This is a genomic window from Actinomadura sp. NPDC048394 (assembly GCF_040651755.1).
Taxonomy (GTDB): Bacteria; Actinomycetota; Actinomycetes; order Streptosporangiales; family Streptosporangiaceae; genus Spirillospora; species Spirillospora montaniterrae.
This window is the reverse complement of record NZ_JBEZJL010000131.1, coordinates 1-18,406: the sequence shown is the minus strand read 5'-3', so window position 1 is coordinate 18,406 and position 18,406 is coordinate 1. Positions and strand designations below refer to the sequence as shown.

General features: G+C 74.7%; 19 protein-coding genes. 14 read left to right on the top strand and 5 right to left on the bottom strand.

The window, feature by feature from the left end; genetic code table 11:
* The first annotated feature begins 359 nt into the window (after positions 1–359).
* The 5 genes from AB0C78_RS48605 (at position 360) to nhaA (ending at position 6,913) form a co-directional block, all read left to right on the top strand.
* Positions 360–1,997, top strand: coding sequence for a sulfatase (locus tag AB0C78_RS48605; protein ID WP_360762032.1), 1,638 nt, complete (start codon positions 360–362; stop codon positions 1,995–1,997).
* A gap of 31 nt (positions 1,998–2,028) precedes the next feature.
* The gene (locus tag AB0C78_RS48600; RefSeq protein ID WP_360762030.1) at positions 2,029–3,642 is read left to right on the top strand and encodes a phospholipid carrier-dependent glycosyltransferase; all 1,614 of its coding nucleotides are present in this window, start codon (positions 2,029–2,031) and stop codon (positions 3,640–3,642) included.
* A 111-nt stretch (positions 3,643–3,753) separates the two neighbouring features.
* Entirely contained in the window at positions 3,754–4,383 is a 630-nt protein-coding gene (locus tag AB0C78_RS48595; protein WP_360762028.1) for a CBS domain-containing protein, read from the top strand.
* Between the two features lie 27 nt (positions 4,384–4,410).
* On the top strand, positions 4,411–5,007 hold the full coding sequence (locus AB0C78_RS48590; protein ID WP_360762026.1) for a hypothetical protein: 597 nt from the start codon (positions 4,411–4,413) through the stop codon (positions 5,005–5,007).
* A gap of 10 nt (positions 5,008–5,017) precedes the next feature.
* Positions 5,018–6,913 carry a Na+/H+ antiporter NhaA gene (gene nhaA, locus AB0C78_RS48585; RefSeq protein ID WP_360762025.1) on the top strand — a complete coding sequence of 632 codons (1,896 nt, stop codon included), beginning with the start codon at positions 5,018–5,020 and terminating at the stop codon, positions 6,911–6,913.
* A 7-nt stretch (positions 6,914–6,920) separates the two neighbouring features.
* Here the strand turns inward: nhaA and AB0C78_RS48580 are convergent, their stop codons facing one another.
* The 5 genes from AB0C78_RS48580 to AB0C78_RS48560 all read right to left on the bottom strand — a co-directional run bounded on the left by AB0C78_RS48580 (position 6,921) and on the right by AB0C78_RS48560 (position 11,947).
* A complete protein-coding gene (locus AB0C78_RS48580) occupies positions 6,921–8,120 on the bottom strand; it encodes a YncE family protein (RefSeq protein WP_360762023.1) in 1,200 nt (399 codons plus the stop codon).
* Between the two features lie 67 nt (positions 8,121–8,187).
* Positions 8,188–9,663: an alkaline phosphatase family protein gene (locus tag AB0C78_RS48575; protein WP_360762021.1), complete on the bottom strand. Its 1,476-nt coding sequence runs from the start codon at positions 9,661–9,663 to the stop codon at positions 8,188–8,190.
* A gap of 153 nt (positions 9,664–9,816) precedes the next feature.
* Positions 9,817–10,842, bottom strand: a complete 1,026-nt coding sequence (locus AB0C78_RS48570; RefSeq protein WP_360762019.1) for a hypothetical protein — start codon at positions 10,840–10,842, stop codon at positions 9,817–9,819.
* A gap of 2 nt (positions 10,843–10,844) precedes the next feature.
* The gene (locus tag AB0C78_RS48565) at positions 10,845–11,348 is read right to left on the bottom strand and encodes a SigE family RNA polymerase sigma factor (protein ID WP_360762017.1); all 504 of its coding nucleotides are present in this window, start codon (positions 11,346–11,348) and stop codon (positions 10,845–10,847) included.
* Positions 11,349–11,419: 71 nt separating this feature from the next.
* On the bottom strand, positions 11,420–11,947 hold the full coding sequence (locus AB0C78_RS48560) for an HU family DNA-binding protein (RefSeq protein ID WP_360762015.1): 528 nt from the start codon (positions 11,945–11,947) through the stop codon (positions 11,420–11,422).
* Between the two features lie 267 nt (positions 11,948–12,214).
* Here AB0C78_RS48560 and AB0C78_RS48555 point away from each other — a divergent pair, with 267 nt between their 5' ends.
* From AB0C78_RS48555 to AB0C78_RS48515, 9 genes are all read left to right on the top strand, one after another.
* Complete coding sequence (locus tag AB0C78_RS48555) at positions 12,215–13,045, top strand: undecaprenyl-diphosphate phosphatase (protein WP_360762036.1); 831 nt, start codon at positions 12,215–12,217, stop codon at positions 13,043–13,045.
* 161 nt (positions 13,046–13,206) lie between these two features.
* Positions 13,207–13,950, top strand: coding sequence for a dienelactone hydrolase family protein (locus tag AB0C78_RS48550; RefSeq protein WP_360762013.1), 744 nt, complete (start codon positions 13,207–13,209; stop codon positions 13,948–13,950).
* A gap of 13 nt (positions 13,951–13,963) precedes the next feature.
* Positions 13,964–14,248 carry a DUF6295 family protein gene (locus tag AB0C78_RS48545; protein ID WP_151543706.1) on the top strand — a complete coding sequence of 95 codons (285 nt, stop codon included), beginning with the start codon at positions 13,964–13,966 and terminating at the stop codon, positions 14,246–14,248.
* Positions 14,249–14,303: 55 nt separating this feature from the next.
* Positions 14,304–14,477 (top strand): hypothetical protein, encoded by a 174-nt coding sequence (locus AB0C78_RS48540; RefSeq protein WP_360762011.1) that lies wholly within the window; start codon positions 14,304–14,306, stop codon positions 14,475–14,477.
* A gap of 90 nt (positions 14,478–14,567) precedes the next feature.
* Positions 14,568–14,645, top strand: coding sequence for a putative leader peptide (locus tag AB0C78_RS48535; protein WP_360762034.1), 78 nt, complete (start codon positions 14,568–14,570; stop codon positions 14,643–14,645).
* A gap of 109 nt (positions 14,646–14,754) precedes the next feature.
* Positions 14,755–15,831, top strand: a complete 1,077-nt coding sequence (locus tag AB0C78_RS48530) for an ABC transporter substrate-binding protein (protein ID WP_360762009.1) — start codon at positions 14,755–14,757, stop codon at positions 15,829–15,831.
* The gene (locus AB0C78_RS48525; protein WP_225992074.1) at positions 15,828–16,634 is read left to right on the top strand and encodes an ABC transporter ATP-binding protein; all 807 of its coding nucleotides are present in this window, start codon (positions 15,828–15,830) and stop codon (positions 16,632–16,634) included. Before AB0C78_RS48530 ends, AB0C78_RS48525 begins: the two co-directional genes overlap by 4 nt.
* Positions 16,631–17,464, top strand: coding sequence for an ABC transporter permease (locus tag AB0C78_RS48520; protein ID WP_360762007.1), 834 nt, complete (start codon positions 16,631–16,633; stop codon positions 17,462–17,464). Before AB0C78_RS48525 ends, AB0C78_RS48520 begins: the two co-directional genes overlap by 4 nt.
* A 13-nt stretch (positions 17,465–17,477) precedes the next feature.
* The gene (locus tag AB0C78_RS48515; protein ID WP_360762005.1) at positions 17,478–18,368 is read left to right on the top strand and encodes a TauD/TfdA family dioxygenase; all 891 of its coding nucleotides are present in this window, start codon (positions 17,478–17,480) and stop codon (positions 18,366–18,368) included.
* Positions 18,369–18,406 lie beyond the last annotated feature (38 nt).

Here is an 18,406-nt window from a genome sequence, read left to right as displayed (position 1 = left end):
GCCGCGGGGACGCGCACCGTCCCCGCGGCGGCCTTCGTCATGCGCCGGACGCCCCGCCGGCGGCGTTTCCGGCTGAACCGGCGAACGCCGCGAACCGTACAACCGGGTGTGCCCACCGCGCGATCGATGCCGGGGCGGGAGGGGCACGGCGGTCACGGGCCAGGCTGGGGAGAACCGACATGCCGGTGTTTCATGCGTTCCGTTCGGCGAGCGGGCGGCGCGACGGCGAGGACGCGCGGGAGAGCGGCGCCGCGCCAGGGGCAGAAGGCGCGCCAGTGGCAGAGGGCGCGCCCGACGCGAGCGGCGCATCGGATGCGGGCGGCGCATCGGATGCGGGCGGCGCGCCGGCGAAGGGGCGGGTGCGGCGCGTCGCGGGATGGGCGACGACGGCGCTGGCGTGCCTGCTCGTGCTGTTCGCCCTCGACGCGCCGGACCAGCTCGGCCGGCTGTCGGCCGGCCAGTTCGTCCGGATCCCGGTGGAGGCGCTGGTCGTCGCGGCGCTGGTGCTGGTGCTGCCCGCGCGGGCGCGGCGCTGGGTCGCGGCCCCGGTGGGCGCGGTCCTCGGGATCCTGGTCATCCTCAAGGTCCTGGACATGGGCTTCGACTCGGTCCTGGTGCGGCCGTTCAACCCGGTGTTCGACTGGAGCTTCCTGCGGCCCGGGTTCGAGTTCATCGACACCTCCGTGGGCCGGCCGGCCGCGATCGGCCTCACCGCGCTCATCGTGCTGCTGGTCGTCGCCGTGCCGGTGCTCATGGCGCTGGCGGTGCTGCGGCTGACCCGGCTCGCCGTCCGGCACCGGACGTGGACGGGCCGGAGCGTCGCGGTGCTCGGGACGGCGTGGGTCGCGTCCGCCGCGCTCGGCGCGCAGGCCGTGCCCGGCGTGCCGCTCGCGTCGGGCGGCGCCGCCGAGCTCGCCTACGACCACGCCCGGCAGGTCCGGACGAGCCTGAAGGACCGCGGCGTGTTCGCCAAGCAGGCCGCCGTGGACGCCTTCCGGAACACGCCCCCGAGCCGGATGCTCACCGGGCTGCGCGGCAAGGACGTCGTCCTGGCGTTCGTGGAGAGCTATGGCCGTTCGGCGGTCGAGCACCCCGAGTACGCGCCGCAGGTGGACGCGGTGCTGGACGCGGGCACCCGGCAGCTGAAGGCGGCCGGGTTCGGCGCGCGCAGCGGCTACCTCACCTCCTCCACGGCGGGCGGCGGCAGCTGGCTCGCGCACTCGACGCTGCTGTCCGGGCTGTGGATCGACAACCAGCAGCGGTACCGGACGCTGACGTCGAGCAGCCGGTTCACGCTCACCCGCGCGTTCGGCGAGGCGGGCTGGCGGACGCTCACCGTCCAGCCGGCGATCACCCGGGCGTGGCCGGAGGCGTCGTTCTACGGCTACGACAAGGTCTACGACGACCGGAACCTCGGCTACAAGGGGCCCCGGTTCAGCTACGCGACCATGCCCGACCAGTACACGCTGAACACGCTGCAGCGCGACGAGCTGAGCGCCTCGAAGCGGGCGCCGGTGATGGCGGAGCTGGCGCTGGTGTCGAGCCACGCGCCGTGGGCGTCGATCCCGAGCCTGGTCGATTGGAGGACGGTCGGCGACGGGTCGGTGTTCGACGGGATGGGCAAGGGCGAGAACGCGGCGTGGCCGTCGTCGGGCAGGATCCGCGGCGAGTACCGCAAGTCCATCGAGTACACGCTGAACACCCTGGTCTCCTACATGCTGACCTACGGGACGAAGAACACCGTGCTGGTCTTCCTCGGCGACCACCAGCCGGCGCCGACGATCGCCGGGCAGAACGCGAGCCGGGACGTCCCGGTCACGATCGTCGCCCGCGACCCGGCCGTGCTGGACCGGATCTCCGGATGGGGCTGGCAGGACGGGCTGCGTCCCGCGCGGACCTCCCCGGTCTGGCCGATGAGCACGTTCCGCGACCGCTTCCTGACCGCGTTCGGCTCCGCGCCGTCCGCCTCCTCGGCTCCGGCGGCGTCGCACAGGTGACCTCCGGCCCCGATGGTGGGAGGTTGGGGGGATGAGGTCGGTGGCGGTGGCGGCCGCGGTGGTCGCGCTGCTGGCCGCGATGGCGGCGGCGATGGTCACGACCGCCGTGCAGCAGACGCCGACCATCGACGAGCCGGTGTACGCCGGCGCGTCCGTGCTGTACCTGCGCGAGCACGACCTGCGCGACAACCCGGAGCATCCGCCGCTCGGCAAGCTGATCATCGGGATCGGGACGGAGGCGGCGGGCGTCCGCCTCGACCGGGCCTACAGCGGCCCGGAGGAGGCGATCGGGCAGCACCTGCTGTACGCCTCGGGCAACGACCCGCGACGGGTGATGCTCGCCGCCCGGCTCCCGATGATCGTGCTGACGCTGCTGTTCGGGCTGGTCGTCTTCGCGTTCGCCCGTGACCTCGCGGGCGCGGCCGGCGGGCTGCTGGCGCTCGGTCTCTACGCGTTCTCGCCGGACGTCATCGCGCACGGGTCGCTGGCCACGCTGGACGTGGCGGCGGCCGGGTTCGTCCTGACGGCGGCGTGGCTGCTGTGGCGGGCGCGAGGTCGGCCGCTGCCGTACCTGCCGCTCGCCGGGGCCGCGCTTGGCGCGGCGCTCGCCACCAAGATGAACACGCTCGTCGCTGTGCCGGTCCTCCTGGTGCTCGCGGCCGTGCCGGTCTGGTCCACGTACCGGCAGCAGGACAGCGCGAAGGCGATCCTGCGCGCCGCCGCCGCGGCGGCCGGGGTCGCGGCGATCGCGGTCGCGGTGGTGTGGGCGAGTTACCTGGCCGTCGACCCGCGGCTGCGGTGGACGGCGCCGCCGAACCTGCCGTCCGTCGGCGGCCTCCGCGGCCTCGCCGCCGACGTGCTGCCCCTCCCCCGGCCGTACCGGGACGGGATGCGCGTCCAGTTCGGGTTCGAGGACGCGACATGGACCGGGTTCCTGTTCGGCCGCCACTACCAGGGGTCGCTCTGGTACTACCTGCCCGCCGCGCTGCTGGTGAAGACGCCGCTGGGGATGCTCGCGCTGTGGCTCGCGGGCGCGGCGGCCCTGCTCTCGGTGCGGCGCCTGCGCCCGGCCGCGCCGTACGTGCTGCTCCCGGCGGCGGTGCTGCTGGCCGCCGCGATGGCCGGGTCCCGCGACCTGGGCGTCCGGTACGCGATCTTCGTCCCGGTCTTCCTCGCGGTCGCGGCGGGCTGCGCCGTCGCGTTCCGGTGGCGGTGGACGCCCGTCGCGGCGACGGCCCTCGCGCTGTTCGTCGCGGTCAGCTCCGTCCGGACGTTCCCGTACTACCTGCCCTACTCGAACGAGGCGTTCGGCGGGCCGTCCAAGACGCACCTGCGCCTGCACGACTCCAACGTGGACTGGGGCCAGGACCTCGGGCGCCTCGCCGACCGGCTCCGCGACCGGTACGCCGGGCAGCGGGTCTGGCTCGCCTACAAGGGCAGCGGCGTCCCGTCCGGCTACGGGATCACCGCGTCCGACCCCCTCTCCGTCCCGCCCGGCGAGGTCAGCGGGATCCTCGCCGTGTCCGACAGCTGGATCGCCAAGGCCGATCCCCGCATACTCGCCCTCATCGGAACGAGCGAGCCGATCGACGAGGTCGGCCACTCCATCACCATCTACCGGCGGCCCGCGTCCGGGGCGCGGTAGGGCGCGGTAGGGCGCGGTGGGGCGCGGTAGGCCGCGGTAGGCCGCGCGCCGCGCATGCGGCGGCCGGTGCTGGAGATGTAGACAGGACGAGACGCTGAAGGAGAGGGCGCCATGCTGGTCCGAGAGGCGATGACCTCGCCCGTCGTGACGATCCCGCGGACGGCCACGGTCCGCCAGGCCGTCCGCGTCCTGCACGAGCACGACATCACCGCGCTGCCCGTCGTCGACGGCACCGGCCGGCTCGCCGGGATCGTCAGCGAGATGGACCTGCTGCGCGGTGCGTTCGAGGCCGACCCGCGGGCGTTCTCCCGACCCGTCGCGACCGCGGCCGGGCCCCCGCCGCGGCACGTCGAGGACGTCATGACGCGGGAGGTGGAGACCGCGCGGCCCACCACCGACGTCGCCGAGCTCGCCGAGACGATGATGCGGACCCGGCACAAGAGCGTCCCGGTGCTGGACGGCGCCGTGCTCGTCGGCATCGTCAGCCGCCGCGACCTGATCGCGCTGCTCGCCCGCGGCGACGCGCGGATCCGCGACGACGTGCTCGCCGCGATCGACGAGTACGGTCCCGGCGGGCACGCCTGGGAGGTGTCGGTGCGGGACGGGGTCGTGGTGCTGACCGGCCCGGCCGACGAGGCGGCGCGGCGCGTCGCGGACGTGCTGGCCCGGACGGTGCCCGGCGTCACCCGCGTCTCGGTGCGCACCCCCGAACCCGGCGCCGCGCCCGGCGGGGCCGGCTGAGACGATGGACCCGTCGGGGAGGGAGCCATGATCAGCCTTCGTGCGCGCCGCGCCCGGGCGGGCCTGCTGCGGCTGCGCCGCCGGCTCGGGTTCGAGCGCAACGCGCTGCGGCGCGGCGTCGACCGGCGGCAGCGCGCGGTCGGGATCGGCGCGGCGGCGGTGTTCGCGGTGGTGGCGCCGCCCGCGTGCGCGGGCGTGGCGTCCATGGCCTACGCGGCCGGGGTGCGGGCGGAGCGCGCGGAGTCGGCCGGCCACCACCGGATCACGGCCCGGGTCGCGGGCATCGAGAAGCAGGACGGCGACGAGCAGCGCTACACCTACGCCCGGCTGGCCTGGACCGCCCCGGACGGCCGGGAGCGCTCGGCGGTGATCGCCGCGGGGCGGACGACGCGGATCGGGACCCCGCTGCGGATCTGGGTGGACGAGCGGGGCGAGATGTCCCGCCGGCCGCAGGACCGCACCGGCACCGTCGCGGGCGCCGTCTTCGCGGGCGCCGGCGCGGCCGGCGCCGCCGCGCTGCCGCCCCTGGCGGTCTACCTGCTCGTCCGGCGGCGCTGCGACCGCGACCGCGAGGAGATGTGGGACGCCGCGTGGGCCCGGCTGGACCGCCCGCACATCGGGTGACGATGCCGCGATGACGGAACGCCGCGAGGGGCCGGCCGCCGGGCCGCTGTCGGACCGGACCGCGTGGGCCCGCAGCCTGCAGACGCCGCTGCGGGAGTTCCTGCGCACCGAGACGGGCGGCGCGGTCGTGCTGCTCGCCGCGACCATCGCCGCGCTCGTCTGGGCGAACGTCTCCGAATCGTCCTATGAGGGCTTCTGGGGGACGGAGGCGTCGCTGCGCGCCGGCCCGCACGCCCTCTCGATGGACCTGCGGACCTGGATCAACAGCGGGCTGATGACGCTGTTCTTCTTCGTCGTCGGGCTGGAGGCGCGCCGCGAGTTCGACATGGGCGAGCTGCGCGAGCGCCGCCGGCTCGCGCTGCCGCTCGCGGCCGGGATCGGCGGCATGGTCGTCCCGGTGGCGATCTACCTCGCGATCAACGCGGGCGGCCCGGCCCTGCACGGGTGGGGCACCGCGATGTCGACGGACACCGCGTTCGCGCTCGGCGTGCTGACGCTCGTCGGCAAGCGGTTCCCCGGCCGGCTGCACGCCTACCTGCTCACCGTCACCGTCGTCGACGACCTCGTCGCGCTGCTGGTGATCGCGACCGTGTACAGCGAGGACGTCTCGGCCGGGCCGCTGCTGACCGCGGTCGGCGTCCTCGGCGTGGTGCTGCTGGTCCGCGCGGCGGGCGTGGCCCGGATGCCGGTGTACGCGGTGCTCGGCGCCGCGGCGTGGCTCGCGCTGAACTCCTCAGGCGTCGAACCGATCGTCGTCGGCCTGGCGATGGGCCTGCTGACCTACGCCTACCCGGCTGCGCGCACCGACCTGGAACGCGCCAGCGAGGTGTTCCGGCTGTTCCGCGAGCAGCCCACGCCGGAGCTCGCCCGGTCGGCGCGGGTCGGCGTCGCCGCGGCGATCTCGCCGAACGAGCGGCTGCAGCAGCTGTACCACCCGTGGACCAGCTACGTGATCGTCCCGCTGTTCGCGCTCGCCAACGCGGGGATCCCGGTCTCCGGCGGGTTCCTGCGGCACGCGTTCGCCTCGCCGGTGACGCTGGGCATCGTCGTCGGCTACGTGGTCGGCAAGCCGGTCGGCATCCTCGGGCTGTCCTGGCTGGTGACGGTGGTGAGCCGGGGCCGGCTGCGGCCCCCGGTCGGGTGGGCGGCGGTCGGGGGCGGCGGCGCCATCGCCGGGATCGGCTTCACCGCCGCGCTGCTGATCGCGACGCTGGCGTTCACCGGCGACCGGCTCGCCGAGGCCAAGGTCGGCATCCTGTCGGCGGCGCTGCTGGCGTCGGTGCTGACCTGGCTGGTCGTCCGGGTGACGGCGCTGCTGCCGGCGCGGCCGCGGGTGGTCGCGCTGCTCGGCACCGCGCAGAGCGTGATCGACCTGGCCGCGCCGGTCGACGCCGAGCGCGACCACGTCCGCGGCCCGGAGCGCGCGCCGGTCACCGTGGTCGAGTACGGCGACTTCGAATGCCCGTACTGCGGCCAGGCCGAGCCGGTGATCCGCGAGCTGCTCGCCGGGCAGGGCGACGTCCGGTACGTGTGGCGGCACCTGCCGCTCACCGACGTCCACCCGCAGGCGCATCTCGCGGCGCAGGCCGCCGAGGCCGCCGCCGCGCAGGACGCGTTCTGGGAGATGCACGACCTGCTGTTCCGGCACCAGGACGCGCTGCAGGCCAAGGACCTCGTCCGGTACGCGGGCGAGATCGGGCTGGACGTGGCGCGGTTCCGCGACGACATGCGCCGGTCCGCGGGCACGGCCCGGATCGCCGAGGACGTCGACTCCGCCGACCTCAGCGGCGTCTCCGGCACCCCGACGTTCTTCGTCAACGGCCGCCGCCACCACGGCGCCTACGACCTCGAGAGCCTCCAGCACGCCGTCCGCATCGCCCGCAAGCGCGCCGCCATCGGCGCCTGACCCCGGGTCAGGGGGTGCGGGCGAAGGCGATGTCGAGCGGACGCGCGCCGAGGGTCTCGGCGCGCGAACCGCCGCGGACCGTCGTGACGACCTCGTCGGCGGAGGTGTCGATGACCGAGACCGTGCCCGTCATGCCGTTGCCGACCCAGACCTCCGAACCGTCCGGCGTCGCCGCGATCGACGCGGGCAGCCGCCCCACCGGCACGTCCGCGAGGTGCCTGCGGCCCGCCGCGTCGTAGACGCCCGCCGAGTCGGAGTTCATGTCCGCGACGTAGACCTTCCGGCCGTCCGGGGTGACGGTGACCGCCCACGGCTCGGCGCCCGCCTTCACCTCGCGGGTCACGGCACGGCTCGCGGCGTCCACCACGTACAGCAGATCGGCGTCCGGCTGCGTCGCGTACACGCGGGACCCGTCGGCGGAGACGGCGACGCCCTGCGCGTCCGGGATCCCGGGGACCTGGCCGGCGACCTCGCCCTTCGCGGTGTCGACGACGGCGAGGCCGCGCGCCGTCGTGACGTAGGCCTCCTTCCCGCCCGGCGCGAACGCGATCCGGCGGGGCGCCGCGCCGACGTCGATGCGGCGGGTGACGGTGTCGGTCCGGGTGTCGATGACCGCGACCGTGCTGGACCCGCCCGGGCCGGTGTCGCCGCCGGTGACGGCCGCGTACGCCTGCGAACCGTCCGGCGACACGGCGACGTCCTGCGGGTGGGCGCCCACCACGATCGGCACCGCCCGCAGCGTGGCCGCGTCCACCGCGAACACCTGGTACTGGCCGGTGGCCGCGACGTACACCTTCCGGGCGTCCGGGGTGACGGCGACGCCCTCGGCGGTGTCGGCGCGGATCGCGGTCGAGGTGACGGTGTGCGTGGCGACGTCCACCCGCGCGACCCGGCCGCTGCCGGCCAGCGCGATGTAGGCGGTGGAGCCGTCCTGCGCGGCCCGGCCGCGTCCCCACGGGGACGGCACCGGCGGCACGTATGGGACGCCCGGCCTGACCGCCGGGACCTCCGGCGGCCGCGGCGCCGGCGGGACGAACGGCGCCCAGGACGGCGCGCCCGGCTGGACGCCCTGCTCGTCCGGCGCCCCGGCGCCCGGGTCCGGGCCTGCCAGCGCGAACGCCGCGGTGGGCAGCGCGGCCAGCGCCGTGCCCGCGGCGGCGCCGGCCGCGGTGAGGCCGAGCGCCCGCAGTCCTCGCAATCCACTCAACCCACGTAATCCACGCGATCCACGCGGTCCTCGCACCATGCCGGTCTCCTGTCGCTGTCGGTGCGGTTCAGCGCCGCGGGCGGGGCCGCGGGCCGTGCTCCTGGACGGGCGGGGTCTGGTCCGCGCCGGGCAGCGCGGGCGGCGGGAGGGACGTGACGCCGGTGACCGCGTCGGCGAGGGGCCCCTTGGTGCCGGGCAGCCGCGGGAACGCCTGGCCGCCGGGGCTCCCGCCGAAGTCGAACGCCGAGGTCAGGTCGCCGAACGCGGCGCGGCGCCAGTCGCTGATGTTCGGGATCTCGACGCCGGTGACCCGCTCCAGGAACCGCAGCGGGGAGGTGTGGTCGAACGGCTCGCTCGCGATCCAGCCGCCGCGCGTCCACGGCGACACGATGACGCACGGGACGCGGAACCCGGCGCCGATCGGCACGCCGTCGACGAACTCGCCGTCGGTGCCGGGCGGCGGGGTCGGCGGCGGGACGTGGTCGAACAGCCCGTCGTTCTCGTCGTAGTTCAGGATGAAGACGGTCTTGGCCCACACGTCCGGGTTGGACGCGATCGCGTCGATCTTCGCGGCGACGTAGTCGGCGCCCGCGGCGGGCGTGTAGTCGGGGTGCTCGGACTGGTAGCTGGTCGGGATGATCCACGACACCGTCGGCAGCCGGTCGTGCGCGGCGTCGTACTCGAACTGGCCCGCCGAGTACGTCCGCATGCCGTTCTTGTAGAGCGGGGAGCTCGTCGGGGCGTCCTGGAAGGCGGCGAACGGCTCGAGGATGTTGCAGCCGTAGTTGTCGGCCTCCTGGTACACCTTCCAGCTCACGCCCGCGCCGGTCAGCGCCTCCGGGTAGGTGTCCCAGGTGTAGGGCTCGGGGTCGACGTTGCCGGTGATGGGGCCGCCGTCGTCGCCGTCCGGGTCGATGCTCGCGCTCATCAGATACAGCCGGTTCGGCCAGGTCGGGCCGAGCACGGAGCAGTGGTAGCGGTCGCAGACGGTGAACTGCTCGGCCAGCGCGTAGTGGAACGGGATGTCCTCGCGCGTGTAGTAGCCCATGACGTAGGGCGCGTTGTCCCCGTCGGCGGCGCGGTGCGCGGCGAGCCAGCCGTCCATCCTCCCGTTGTTCCAGGCGGCGTGCTGGACGCTCCACGCGTGGCTGGTGGACGGGATGGCCTGCGCGCTGCTCCTGGTGGTGTCGAGGTGGAACGGCAGGACGTAGCCGGCCTCGTTGACGTCGTCGGGCTGGTAGAACACCGACCGGCCGGTGCCCAGCGTGATCGCGGCGGGGTCGGAGAACCCGGCGACGCCGGGCAGCGTCCCGAAGTAGTGGTCGAAGCTGCGGTTCTCCTGCATGAGGATCACCACGTGCTTGACGTCCTTCAGGCTCCCCCGGCGGCGCGGCGGCGGGGCCGCCAGGGCGCGGCGCACGTTCGGCGGGAGGAACTCGGCGGCGAACGCCGCGGCGGTCGCGGCGCCCGCCGCCGACAGCAGCCGCCGCCGCGTCAGCGGCGCCCCCGGGCGCTCTCCCCGCCGCCCACCACTCAAGATCACTTCGCGAGCGTAACCCGGCCGACCTGGGCGTCCGCGGATCCGCGCGGCGCTCGGCGAGCCGGGCCGGAGCGCGCCTGAACGCGCGCCGGGCCGGGCCAGGGCGCGCGCCGGGCCGGGCCAGCGCGCGCCCTCCCCGGCCCGGCGGCCCGCGGCTCAGCGGGCGTAGACCTCCAGGGTCCGCGTGCCGTCCGGCTTCACGCCCTTCATCGCCTTCGCCAGCGCGGCGTCGCCGGTGCCGTCCACCTTCGGCACCTCGGCCGGCAGCACGGCGACGCCGACGGCGTCCGTCCCTCCCGGGACGTCGGTGTCCCAGACGACGCCCTTCGACTCGGCGGCCTCGCATTCGACGACCTTCGCGCGCCCGGCGATCCGGACCACGGCGTGCGCCGCGCCGTCCGCGCACGTCACCCGCAGCCGCAGCGCCGTGACCCGCTCGTGGAGCGGCACCGTGCGGGCGCGGCCGTCGGCGGTGCCCGTCGCCCGGCCGAGGCTCGCCAGCCCCGTCAGGGGCGGCTGCGGGGCGGGGGCCAGACGCCGCATCAGCTTGCAGTTGGCGGACGTGCACGGCCCGCTGTAGACGCGGACGCTCCAGTTCCCCCGCCTCGGTTCGCGGCCCGCCAGGTACCGGTCGAGCGCGGCGGGGTCGTCCGTCATGTCGAATTGCCGCGCCTCGTCCGTCGGAAGGACCGCGATCCGGACGGTGGTGGGGACGCCGGGGGTGGTGAGCATGAACTGCGCTCCCCCGCAGTCGGCGTTCGCCGGTTCTCCGTTCACCACTTCGAAGCTGGTGGCGCCGTTCGGGCAGTAGGTGGTGAACATCGTGTACGGCCCGGTCGGGGTGAACGTGATGCGCGCGAGTCGCCCGTACCAGGAGAACCGCCTCTCCGTCACCGGCTTCAGGCCCTGGACCGAACGGCTCTTGGGAAAGGCCCGGTTGACGGCGCCCGTGATCGCCGATCCCCCCTGCTCCGGGTCCGCCGAGCCGCCGGGGCCGAACTGCCGGACGGCCCCGAAAGCCGTCCCCGCCGCCAGCACCACGCCGAGGGCCGCGGCGGCGGCGCGCAGCCGGTTGCCGCGCCGGACGCGGCGGCGGACGCCGTCCAGCAGGTCCGGCGACGGGACGCCGCGGGCGCTCTCGGCCTCCATGACCGCGGTCAGGTCCTTCAGGTCGTGGGCCATGGTCACTCCCCTCCCCGCGGCGCGGCGGCCAGCACGCCGGGATCGATCCGGAGCTTGGCGAGCGCCTTGCTGGTCTGGCTCTTCACGGTCCCGACCGAGCAGCCGAGGATCGCGGCGACCTGCGGCTCGGACAGGTCCTCGAAGAAGCGCAGCACGACCGTCGCGCGCTGGCGCTGCGGGAGCCGGCCGAGCGCGGCCCACAGCACGGCCTTGTCCTCGGCGGCGCCGATGCCGTCGGCGGGGTCGGGGGCGTCCGGCGGCCGCTCGGTGGGCCGCTCGCCGCGCCAGCGCCGCTTCGCCCACGACGCGTGCGTGTTGACGAGGATCCGGTACACGTACGGGTCGGGGTTGTCCCCGACCCGCCGCCACGCCCGCCACGCCTTGACCAGCGCCGTCTGCAGCAGGTCCTCCGCCAGCGCCCAGTCGCGGCACAGCAGGTAGGCCGTTCTGAGCAGCCGCGGCGACCGCTCCGTCACGTACGCCGCGTAGTCCGGTCGCTCCCGCATCCGACCTCCCAGTAGATCGTCCGCCGACATCTACCGGCCGGCCGGCCGCAATGGTTGCCCGCGCGGCGCGGCTATTTCCCGCTCTTGGCCCGCGCCTTGGCCTTCCCGCTCTTCTTCTTCGGCGCGGTGGTCTCCGCGGCCGCCTTCTTGCCCTTCTTCGGGGCCTTCTGCGGCGCCTTCTCCGGGGCCCTCTCCGTCGCCTTCTTGGCGGCGGCCTTCTTGCCCTTCTTCGGCTTCTTCGGCCGGGCGGGCGCGTCCTCGACCGCGGGGGCCGCCTCGGCGGGAGCGGCCTCGACCTGGGCCGCCACCTCGGCGGGGACGGCGCTCTGCGCGACGCGGTTGCGGAACGTCTGCCCGAACCGGAACGTCGGGACGAGCGCGGCGGGCACCTCGACGGGCGCCCCGGTGCGCGGGTTGCGGGCGCTGCGCGCCGGGCGGGAGGACCGGTCGAACGCCCCGAACCCGGTGACGACGACGCGTTCCCCGGCGGACACCGCCTCCATGACCGCCTCGAACAGCGCGTCGACGTGCCGGCGCGCGACCGCCTCCTCGCCGCCCGCCCGGTCCGCCACGGCCTTGACCAACTCGCTGCGATTCATGCGCCCTGCCTCCATTGCGGCGTTTCGTGCGCTCAGGCTAGCCCAGCGTGACCGCCGAATTCCCTGGATACGGCCGGATTTCCGGATCCGGCGGCGGCGCGACGCGGCGCGGCGTCACGGTTGGTAGCGGCACCCCCGTGCCCGGGGTCCGGCGAGCGGGCGGCCCGCCGCGCCCGGGTCCGGCCAGACCCGCCGCGCGCGGTGCCGGCGGGGGTAGGCTCGCGTCACCGAGCCGGTGACGAGGCGTGAGGGAACCGTCCATTGAGCGTGATCAACGTCGGCCAGTCCATCGTCCTCGGCGTCGTCGAGGGCCTCACCGAGTTCCTGCCGGTGTCCTCGACCGGGCACCTGAAGATCGTCGAGGGGCTGATGGACGTCCCGGTGGACGACAAGGGCGTCGTCGGGTTCACCGCCGTCATCCAGGTCGGCGCCATCGCCGCCGTGCTGGTCTACTTCTTCTCCGACATCGTCCGGATCGTCGGGGCCTGGTTCAAGGGCCTGGCGAACAAGGAGGAGCGGTACCACCACGACTACAAGTTCGCGTGGTGGGTCATCTTCGCCACCGTCCCCGTCGTCATCGTCGGCGTCGCCGCCAAGCCGCTCATCGAGGGGCCGCTCGCCTCGCTGTGGGTGGTGGCCGGCTCGCTGATCGTCGGCAGCGTCGTGATGTGGCTCGCCGACCGGTACGGCCGCAACAAGCGCGGCGAGGACGACACCGGCTTCCGGGACGCGATGCTCGTCGGCTCCTCGCAGATCCTCGCGCTGCTGTTCCCCGGCTTCTCCCGGTCCGGCGCGACGATCTCGACGGGCCTGCTGCTGAACCTCGACCGCCTCGCCGCCACCCGGCTGTCGTTCTTCATGGGCATCCCCGCGCTGACCGGCGCCGGCCTGTACGAGCTGCCCGGCGCCCTCGGGTCCGGCGAGAGCGCGCTGCCGCTCGCGATCGGCACCGCGGTGTCGTTCGTGGTCGCCTACGCCTCGATCGCCTGGCTGCTGCGGTTCGTCGCGCGGCACACCTTCACCGCGTTCGTGGTGTACCGGGTCGCCGTCGGCCTGCTGCTCTTCGCGCTGCTCGGCGCCGGAACGCTCAACGGCTGACGCCGGGGTCCGAGGCGCAGTCCCCGGCGGGGCGGGCGCCGACGCGGCGGGGTGCCCGGTGGCGCGGCGGGGGCCATGGGGCAGACTGGCACGGTCCGCACGGCCGGTCCGCGGACCGCGCCCGACCGTGTCCACATCCGCATACGGAGCGTTGCGCACCCATGACTGACCAGATGCAGGCCGGCACCGTCGCGATCACCGGCCATGAGGGCGCCGAGCTCGAGGCGTACCTGGCCCGCCCGCTCGGCGACCGGCCGCGCGGCGGCGTGGTCGTGATCCACCACCTGCCCGGGTACGACGAGGGCACCAAGCAGATCACCCGCACGTTCGCCGCGCGCGGGTACGCGGCGATCTGCCCGAACCTGTACTCGCGCGAGGGCAAGGGCGTCAGCCCCGACGACCAGGCCGCCGCCGCCCGCGCCAAGGGCGGCGTCCCGGACGAGCAGCTCGTCGGGGACGTCGCCGGCGCCGCCGCGTACCTCAACTCGCTGGAGGGCGCGAACGGGAGGATCGGCGTGATCGGGTACTGCTCGGGCGGGCGGCAGGCGTTCCTCGCGGCGGTGTCGCTGGACATCGACGCGGCCGTCGACTGCTACGGCGCGTTCGTGGTGAAGGAGCCGCCGGCGGAGTTCCCGCTGAAGGCGGGGCCGCTGATCGCCAAGGCGGGCGACCTGTCCTGCCCGCTGCTCGGGCTGTTCGGCGAGGACGACCAGTTCCCCGCGCCGGACGAGGTCGCCGAGCTGGACGCGGAGCTGACGAGGCTCGGCAAGGAGCACGAGTTCCACAGCTACCCGGGCGCCGGGCACGCGTTCTTCTCCGTCGAGCGGACCGCCTACCGTCCCGAGGCCGCCGTCGACGGCTGGAAGCGCATCTTCGACTTCTACGGCCGGCACCTCGCGTCCTGAAGGGAGACCCCGCATGTGCACCTACCAGACCCACAAGGTCGCGCTGGCCGGAGCCGCCAAGGGCGCGTCCGGCTGGTTCACGCTGACGGACGGGGCGGTCTACGTCGACCACCCGTTCCACTCGACGCACGAGCACACGCTGAACATCGACTTCACCAACCCGTCCGAGGGGCCGTCCGCGCGGGTCGCCGTGGAGCTGACCGAGGAGGCGGCGCTCGCGCTCGTCGAGGCGATCCAGCGGGCCCTCGCGTCGGCGCCGCCCGGGATGGCCTCCGCCGCCGGGCCGCGCGGCGCCTGACCCCGCCGCGCCGCCTGAAGGGGCGGCGCGTACCGGACGTGTCCCCGGACGCGCGATGTCGCTGCAGGAGGCGGTCGCCGCGCACGGGCCGCTGCCGGTGTCGGCGGTGTTCGGGCTGGGCGCGAGCCTCGTGGAGGCGCTGGTGTCGGTGCACCGCGCCGGGGTCGTGCACCGCGACCTCAAGCCGGCGAACGTGATGCCGGCGCCGGACGGCCCGCGGCCGCGCTGACGCCGCCGCGGGCCGCCCCATCCGGGCGATTTCAGATTAAACAAGTAGGAATAGTTGCATAGAGGGCGCCCGCCGTGTTCTCATACCGGCATGCGCCTCCGGCCCCGCCTCGTCCGCCGCCGCCACGTGGACCTGCTCCGCGTGGCCGCCGCGCGCTGTCCGGCCTGACGACCCGCCCGCGGCCCCGCCCCGCGGAGCCCGCCCGTCCCGTCCCCCAGGTCCGGCGCCCTGCACCAGGGCACGAGCCGGCCGCTCGCCCGAGGAACACACGTTTCCCATGCTCAGAAAACCCCTGCCCGGAGAACCCCTGCCCGGAACGCCGCCGCTCGGAAGGGCGCGGCTCGTCCGGATCGCCGCGGCCGCGGCCGCCCTCGCGCTCGCCGCCGCCGGGTGCGGGACGTCCGCGCGCGGCGCCACCGGCACCATCAAGATCGGCTACTTCCAGGGCGCCGTCGCCGGCCCCGAGGCGGTGGTCGCGGCGCGCAAGGACCTGGCGGCCAAGGTCCCCGGGAAGATCGAGCTGCGCCCGATCGACAGCGGCGTCGCCGGCATGGCCCAGCTGCGCGCCGGCGCCTTCTCCTTCGTCGCCGGCGTCGGCAACCCGCCGTTCACCGGCGCCTTCACCAGCGGAACCGACGTCACGGCCGTGTACGTCGAGGGCATCGACGCCTCCGGCCTGGCCGTCGACGACAAGATCAAGGCGCCGGGCGACCTGCGCAAGGTCGGCGTGCTCGTCGGCTCCACGCTGGACTTCCAGCTGCGCGGCTGGCTGAAGTCGCAGGGCCTCACGGACCGCGTGCAGATCGCCAGCTTCGCCAGCGAGGCCGCCGAGGCCGCCGCCTGGAAGGCGGGCAAGATCGACGCCGTCTACATCAGCCAGTCGTTCCTGCTGGAGCTGGAGAAGCACAAGGCGCGCGTGCTGGTGCGCTCCACCGACATCGCCAGGCTCGGCTACGCGGCCGTCAACATGCTGGCGGTCTCCACCCCGTACGCGCGGCAGCACCGCGACGTGGTGCAGGCCCTCGTCTGCCAGATGTCCAAGGCCGAGGCGCTCGTGAAGGGGCCGCAGGCCGACGAGTACATCGCCCCCGCGGCCAAGTTCGTCGGGGTCACGCCCGCGGACGCGATCGCCGCGACCAAGACCTACCCGTACATCCCCGCCGCCGAGGAGGGCGCCTGGCTCAAGGGCCCCGACGGGACGGCCGCGACGGGCAAGCTCGCCCAGAACTTCAAGCTGACCGCGGAGTTCCTCGTCACGCAGGGCCGCGCGAAGAGCGTCCCCGACCAGGCGCGGATCGCGAAGCACATCGATCCGTCCTTCTGGGACAAGGCCCAGTCCGGAGGCTGCAAGTGAGCGCCATCGAGACCCGAACCGCGACCGCGGAGCCCGCCGTCGACGAGCCCGCGGGGGTGCGGCTGCGGGACGTCCGCAAGACGTTCAGCCGGCGGCGCCGGCCCGGCCGCCCCGCACTCGACGGAGTGACCCTCGACGTCCGGCCGGGCGAGTTCCTGTGCCTGCTCGGCCCGTCCGGCTGCGGGAAGTCGACGCTGCTGAACATCGTCGCCGGGTTCACCGAAGCGGACTCCGGCGAGGTGCTGGTCGGCGGCCGGCCGGTCACCGGGCCCGGCCACGACCGGGGCGTGCTGTTCCAGACGCCGAACCTGTTCCCGTGGCTGACGACCTGGCAGAACGTCCTGTACGGGCCGAAGGCGCGCGGCGCGCTGACCCCGCGGGTGCGGGAGGAGGCCGAGCGGCTGCTGGAGACGGTCGGGCTCGCCGACGCCCGCGACGCCTACCCGCACGAGCTGTCCGGCGGGATGCGGCACCGCGCCGCGTTCGCGCGGGTGCTCGTCAACCGGCCGGGCGTGCTGCTGATGGACGAGCCGTTCGGCGCGCTCGACGCCATCACCCGCGCCGCCATGCAGCGGTTCCTGCTGGAGCTGTGGCAGAAGCACCGCACCACCATCGTGTTCGTCACCCACGACGTCGAGGAGGCGGCGCTGCTCGGCGACCGCGTGTGCGTGCTGTCCGCGCCGCCCGCCGGCACCAAGGACGTCATCGACATCGAGCTGCCGCGCCCCCGCGCGTACGAGGACACCGAGACGCTCGCGTTCGTGAACGCCAAGCGCCGCATCCGGGAGGTGCTGGAACGGTGACGACCACGACCGAAGCCCCGGCGGCCGCCGGCGCGCCCGCCGACGCCCCGCGCTCCTCGCGCTCGTGGCGGCGGGTCTGGACGGGCGCCGGCGCGATCGCCCTCGCCCTGGTGGTCTGGGAGATCGCCGCGCTGGTCATCGGCGACGCCGTCACGCTGCCGACCGTCACCGAGACGGCCCGGACGCTGACCGAGTACCTCGGCAAGCCGTACCCGGAAGTGCAAGGCAAGACGCTGGTCGCGGACGCGCTGATCAGCACCGGGCGGATCCTCGCCGGATTCCTGCTCGGCACGGCCGCCGGGCTGGCGCTCGGCGCGTCCATGGCCGGGGTCCGGGTGATCCGCGAGCTCGCCGACCCGCTCATCGCGATCATGCGGCCGCTGCCGCCGATCGCGTTCATCCCGCTGCTCGTGGTGTGGTTCGGCATCGGCGAGACCTCGAAGATCGCGCTGATCTTCTTCGGGGTGCTGCCGGTCGTGACGGTCGCGACGCTCGGCGCGCTCGACGCCGTCCCGCCCGACCTGCTGAACGCCAGCCGCAGCCTCGGCGCCTCCCAGGTGCGGACGATGCTGCACGTGCGGCTGCGCGCGGCCGTGCCCGGCGTCATCACCGGGATGCGGATCGCGATGGGCGGCGCGTGGACCGCCATCATCGCCGCCGAGATGATCGCCGCCACCGGCGGCGTCGGCTACCTCATCCTGCAGGCCGGCAACTACCTCCAGACGCCGCTGATCTTCAGCGGGATCGCCGAGATCGCCGTGCTCGGCTTCGCCTTCGACGGCCTGCTGCGGCTGCTGCTGCGGCTCGCCGACCCCACCGTCCGCCGCTAGAAAGGGCACGACCATGACCGAATTCCGCCGCATCGGCGGCCGCATCGGCGCCGAGTACACCGGGGCCGACCCGAACGAGCTGCCGTTCGAGGAGGTCAACGACGCGCTGCTCGCGCACAAGGTGCTGGTGTTCCGCGGCGCCGGCCTCGACGACGAGGGCCAGCTCCGCTTCGCCTCCCGGTTCGGGGAGCTGACCCGGGCGCACCCGACCGTCCCGTCCGTGGACGGCCAGCCCGACATCCTCCCGGTGAACGGCGAGGAGGGCATCCGGTCCAACAACTGGCACACCGACGTCACGTTCGTCCGGACGCCGCCGAAGCTCAGCACGCTGCGCGCCCTGGTCGTCCCGCCGTACGGCGGGAACACGCTCATCGCCAACTCCGCCGCCGCCTACCGGGACCTGCCGGACCAGCTGCGGGACTTCGCCGAGCGGCTGTGGGCCGTGCACACCAACGACTACGACTACGCGGTGCCGCGCAGCAACACCGAGAAGGCCCTCGAATACCGGAAGGTGTTCACCGCGCGCCGCTACCGGACCGTCCACCCGGTGGTGCGGGTGCATCCGGAGACGGGCGAGCGCGGCCTGTTCATCGGCGGGTTCGCGCAGGAGATCGTGGGGCTGTCCGGGACGGAGTCGCGCGACATCCTGCGGCTGTTGCAGCGGTACGTGACCCGCCCGGAGAACATCGTCCGGGTCGCGTGGAACCCCGGCGACCTCGTGCTGTTCGACAACCGCATCACCCAGCACTACGCCCCGGACGACTACGGCGACCTGCCGCGCGTCCTGCACCGCGTCACCGTCGCCGGCGACGCGCCCGTGGGCGTCGACGGCGAGTCGAGCCGCATCCTCGAAGGCGACGACGCGGGGCACTACACCCCGGCCGCGGCGGCCGCCGCGGCGTAGCGCGCCGGCACGGGCAGGGCCCGGCGGTCCCGGACGGG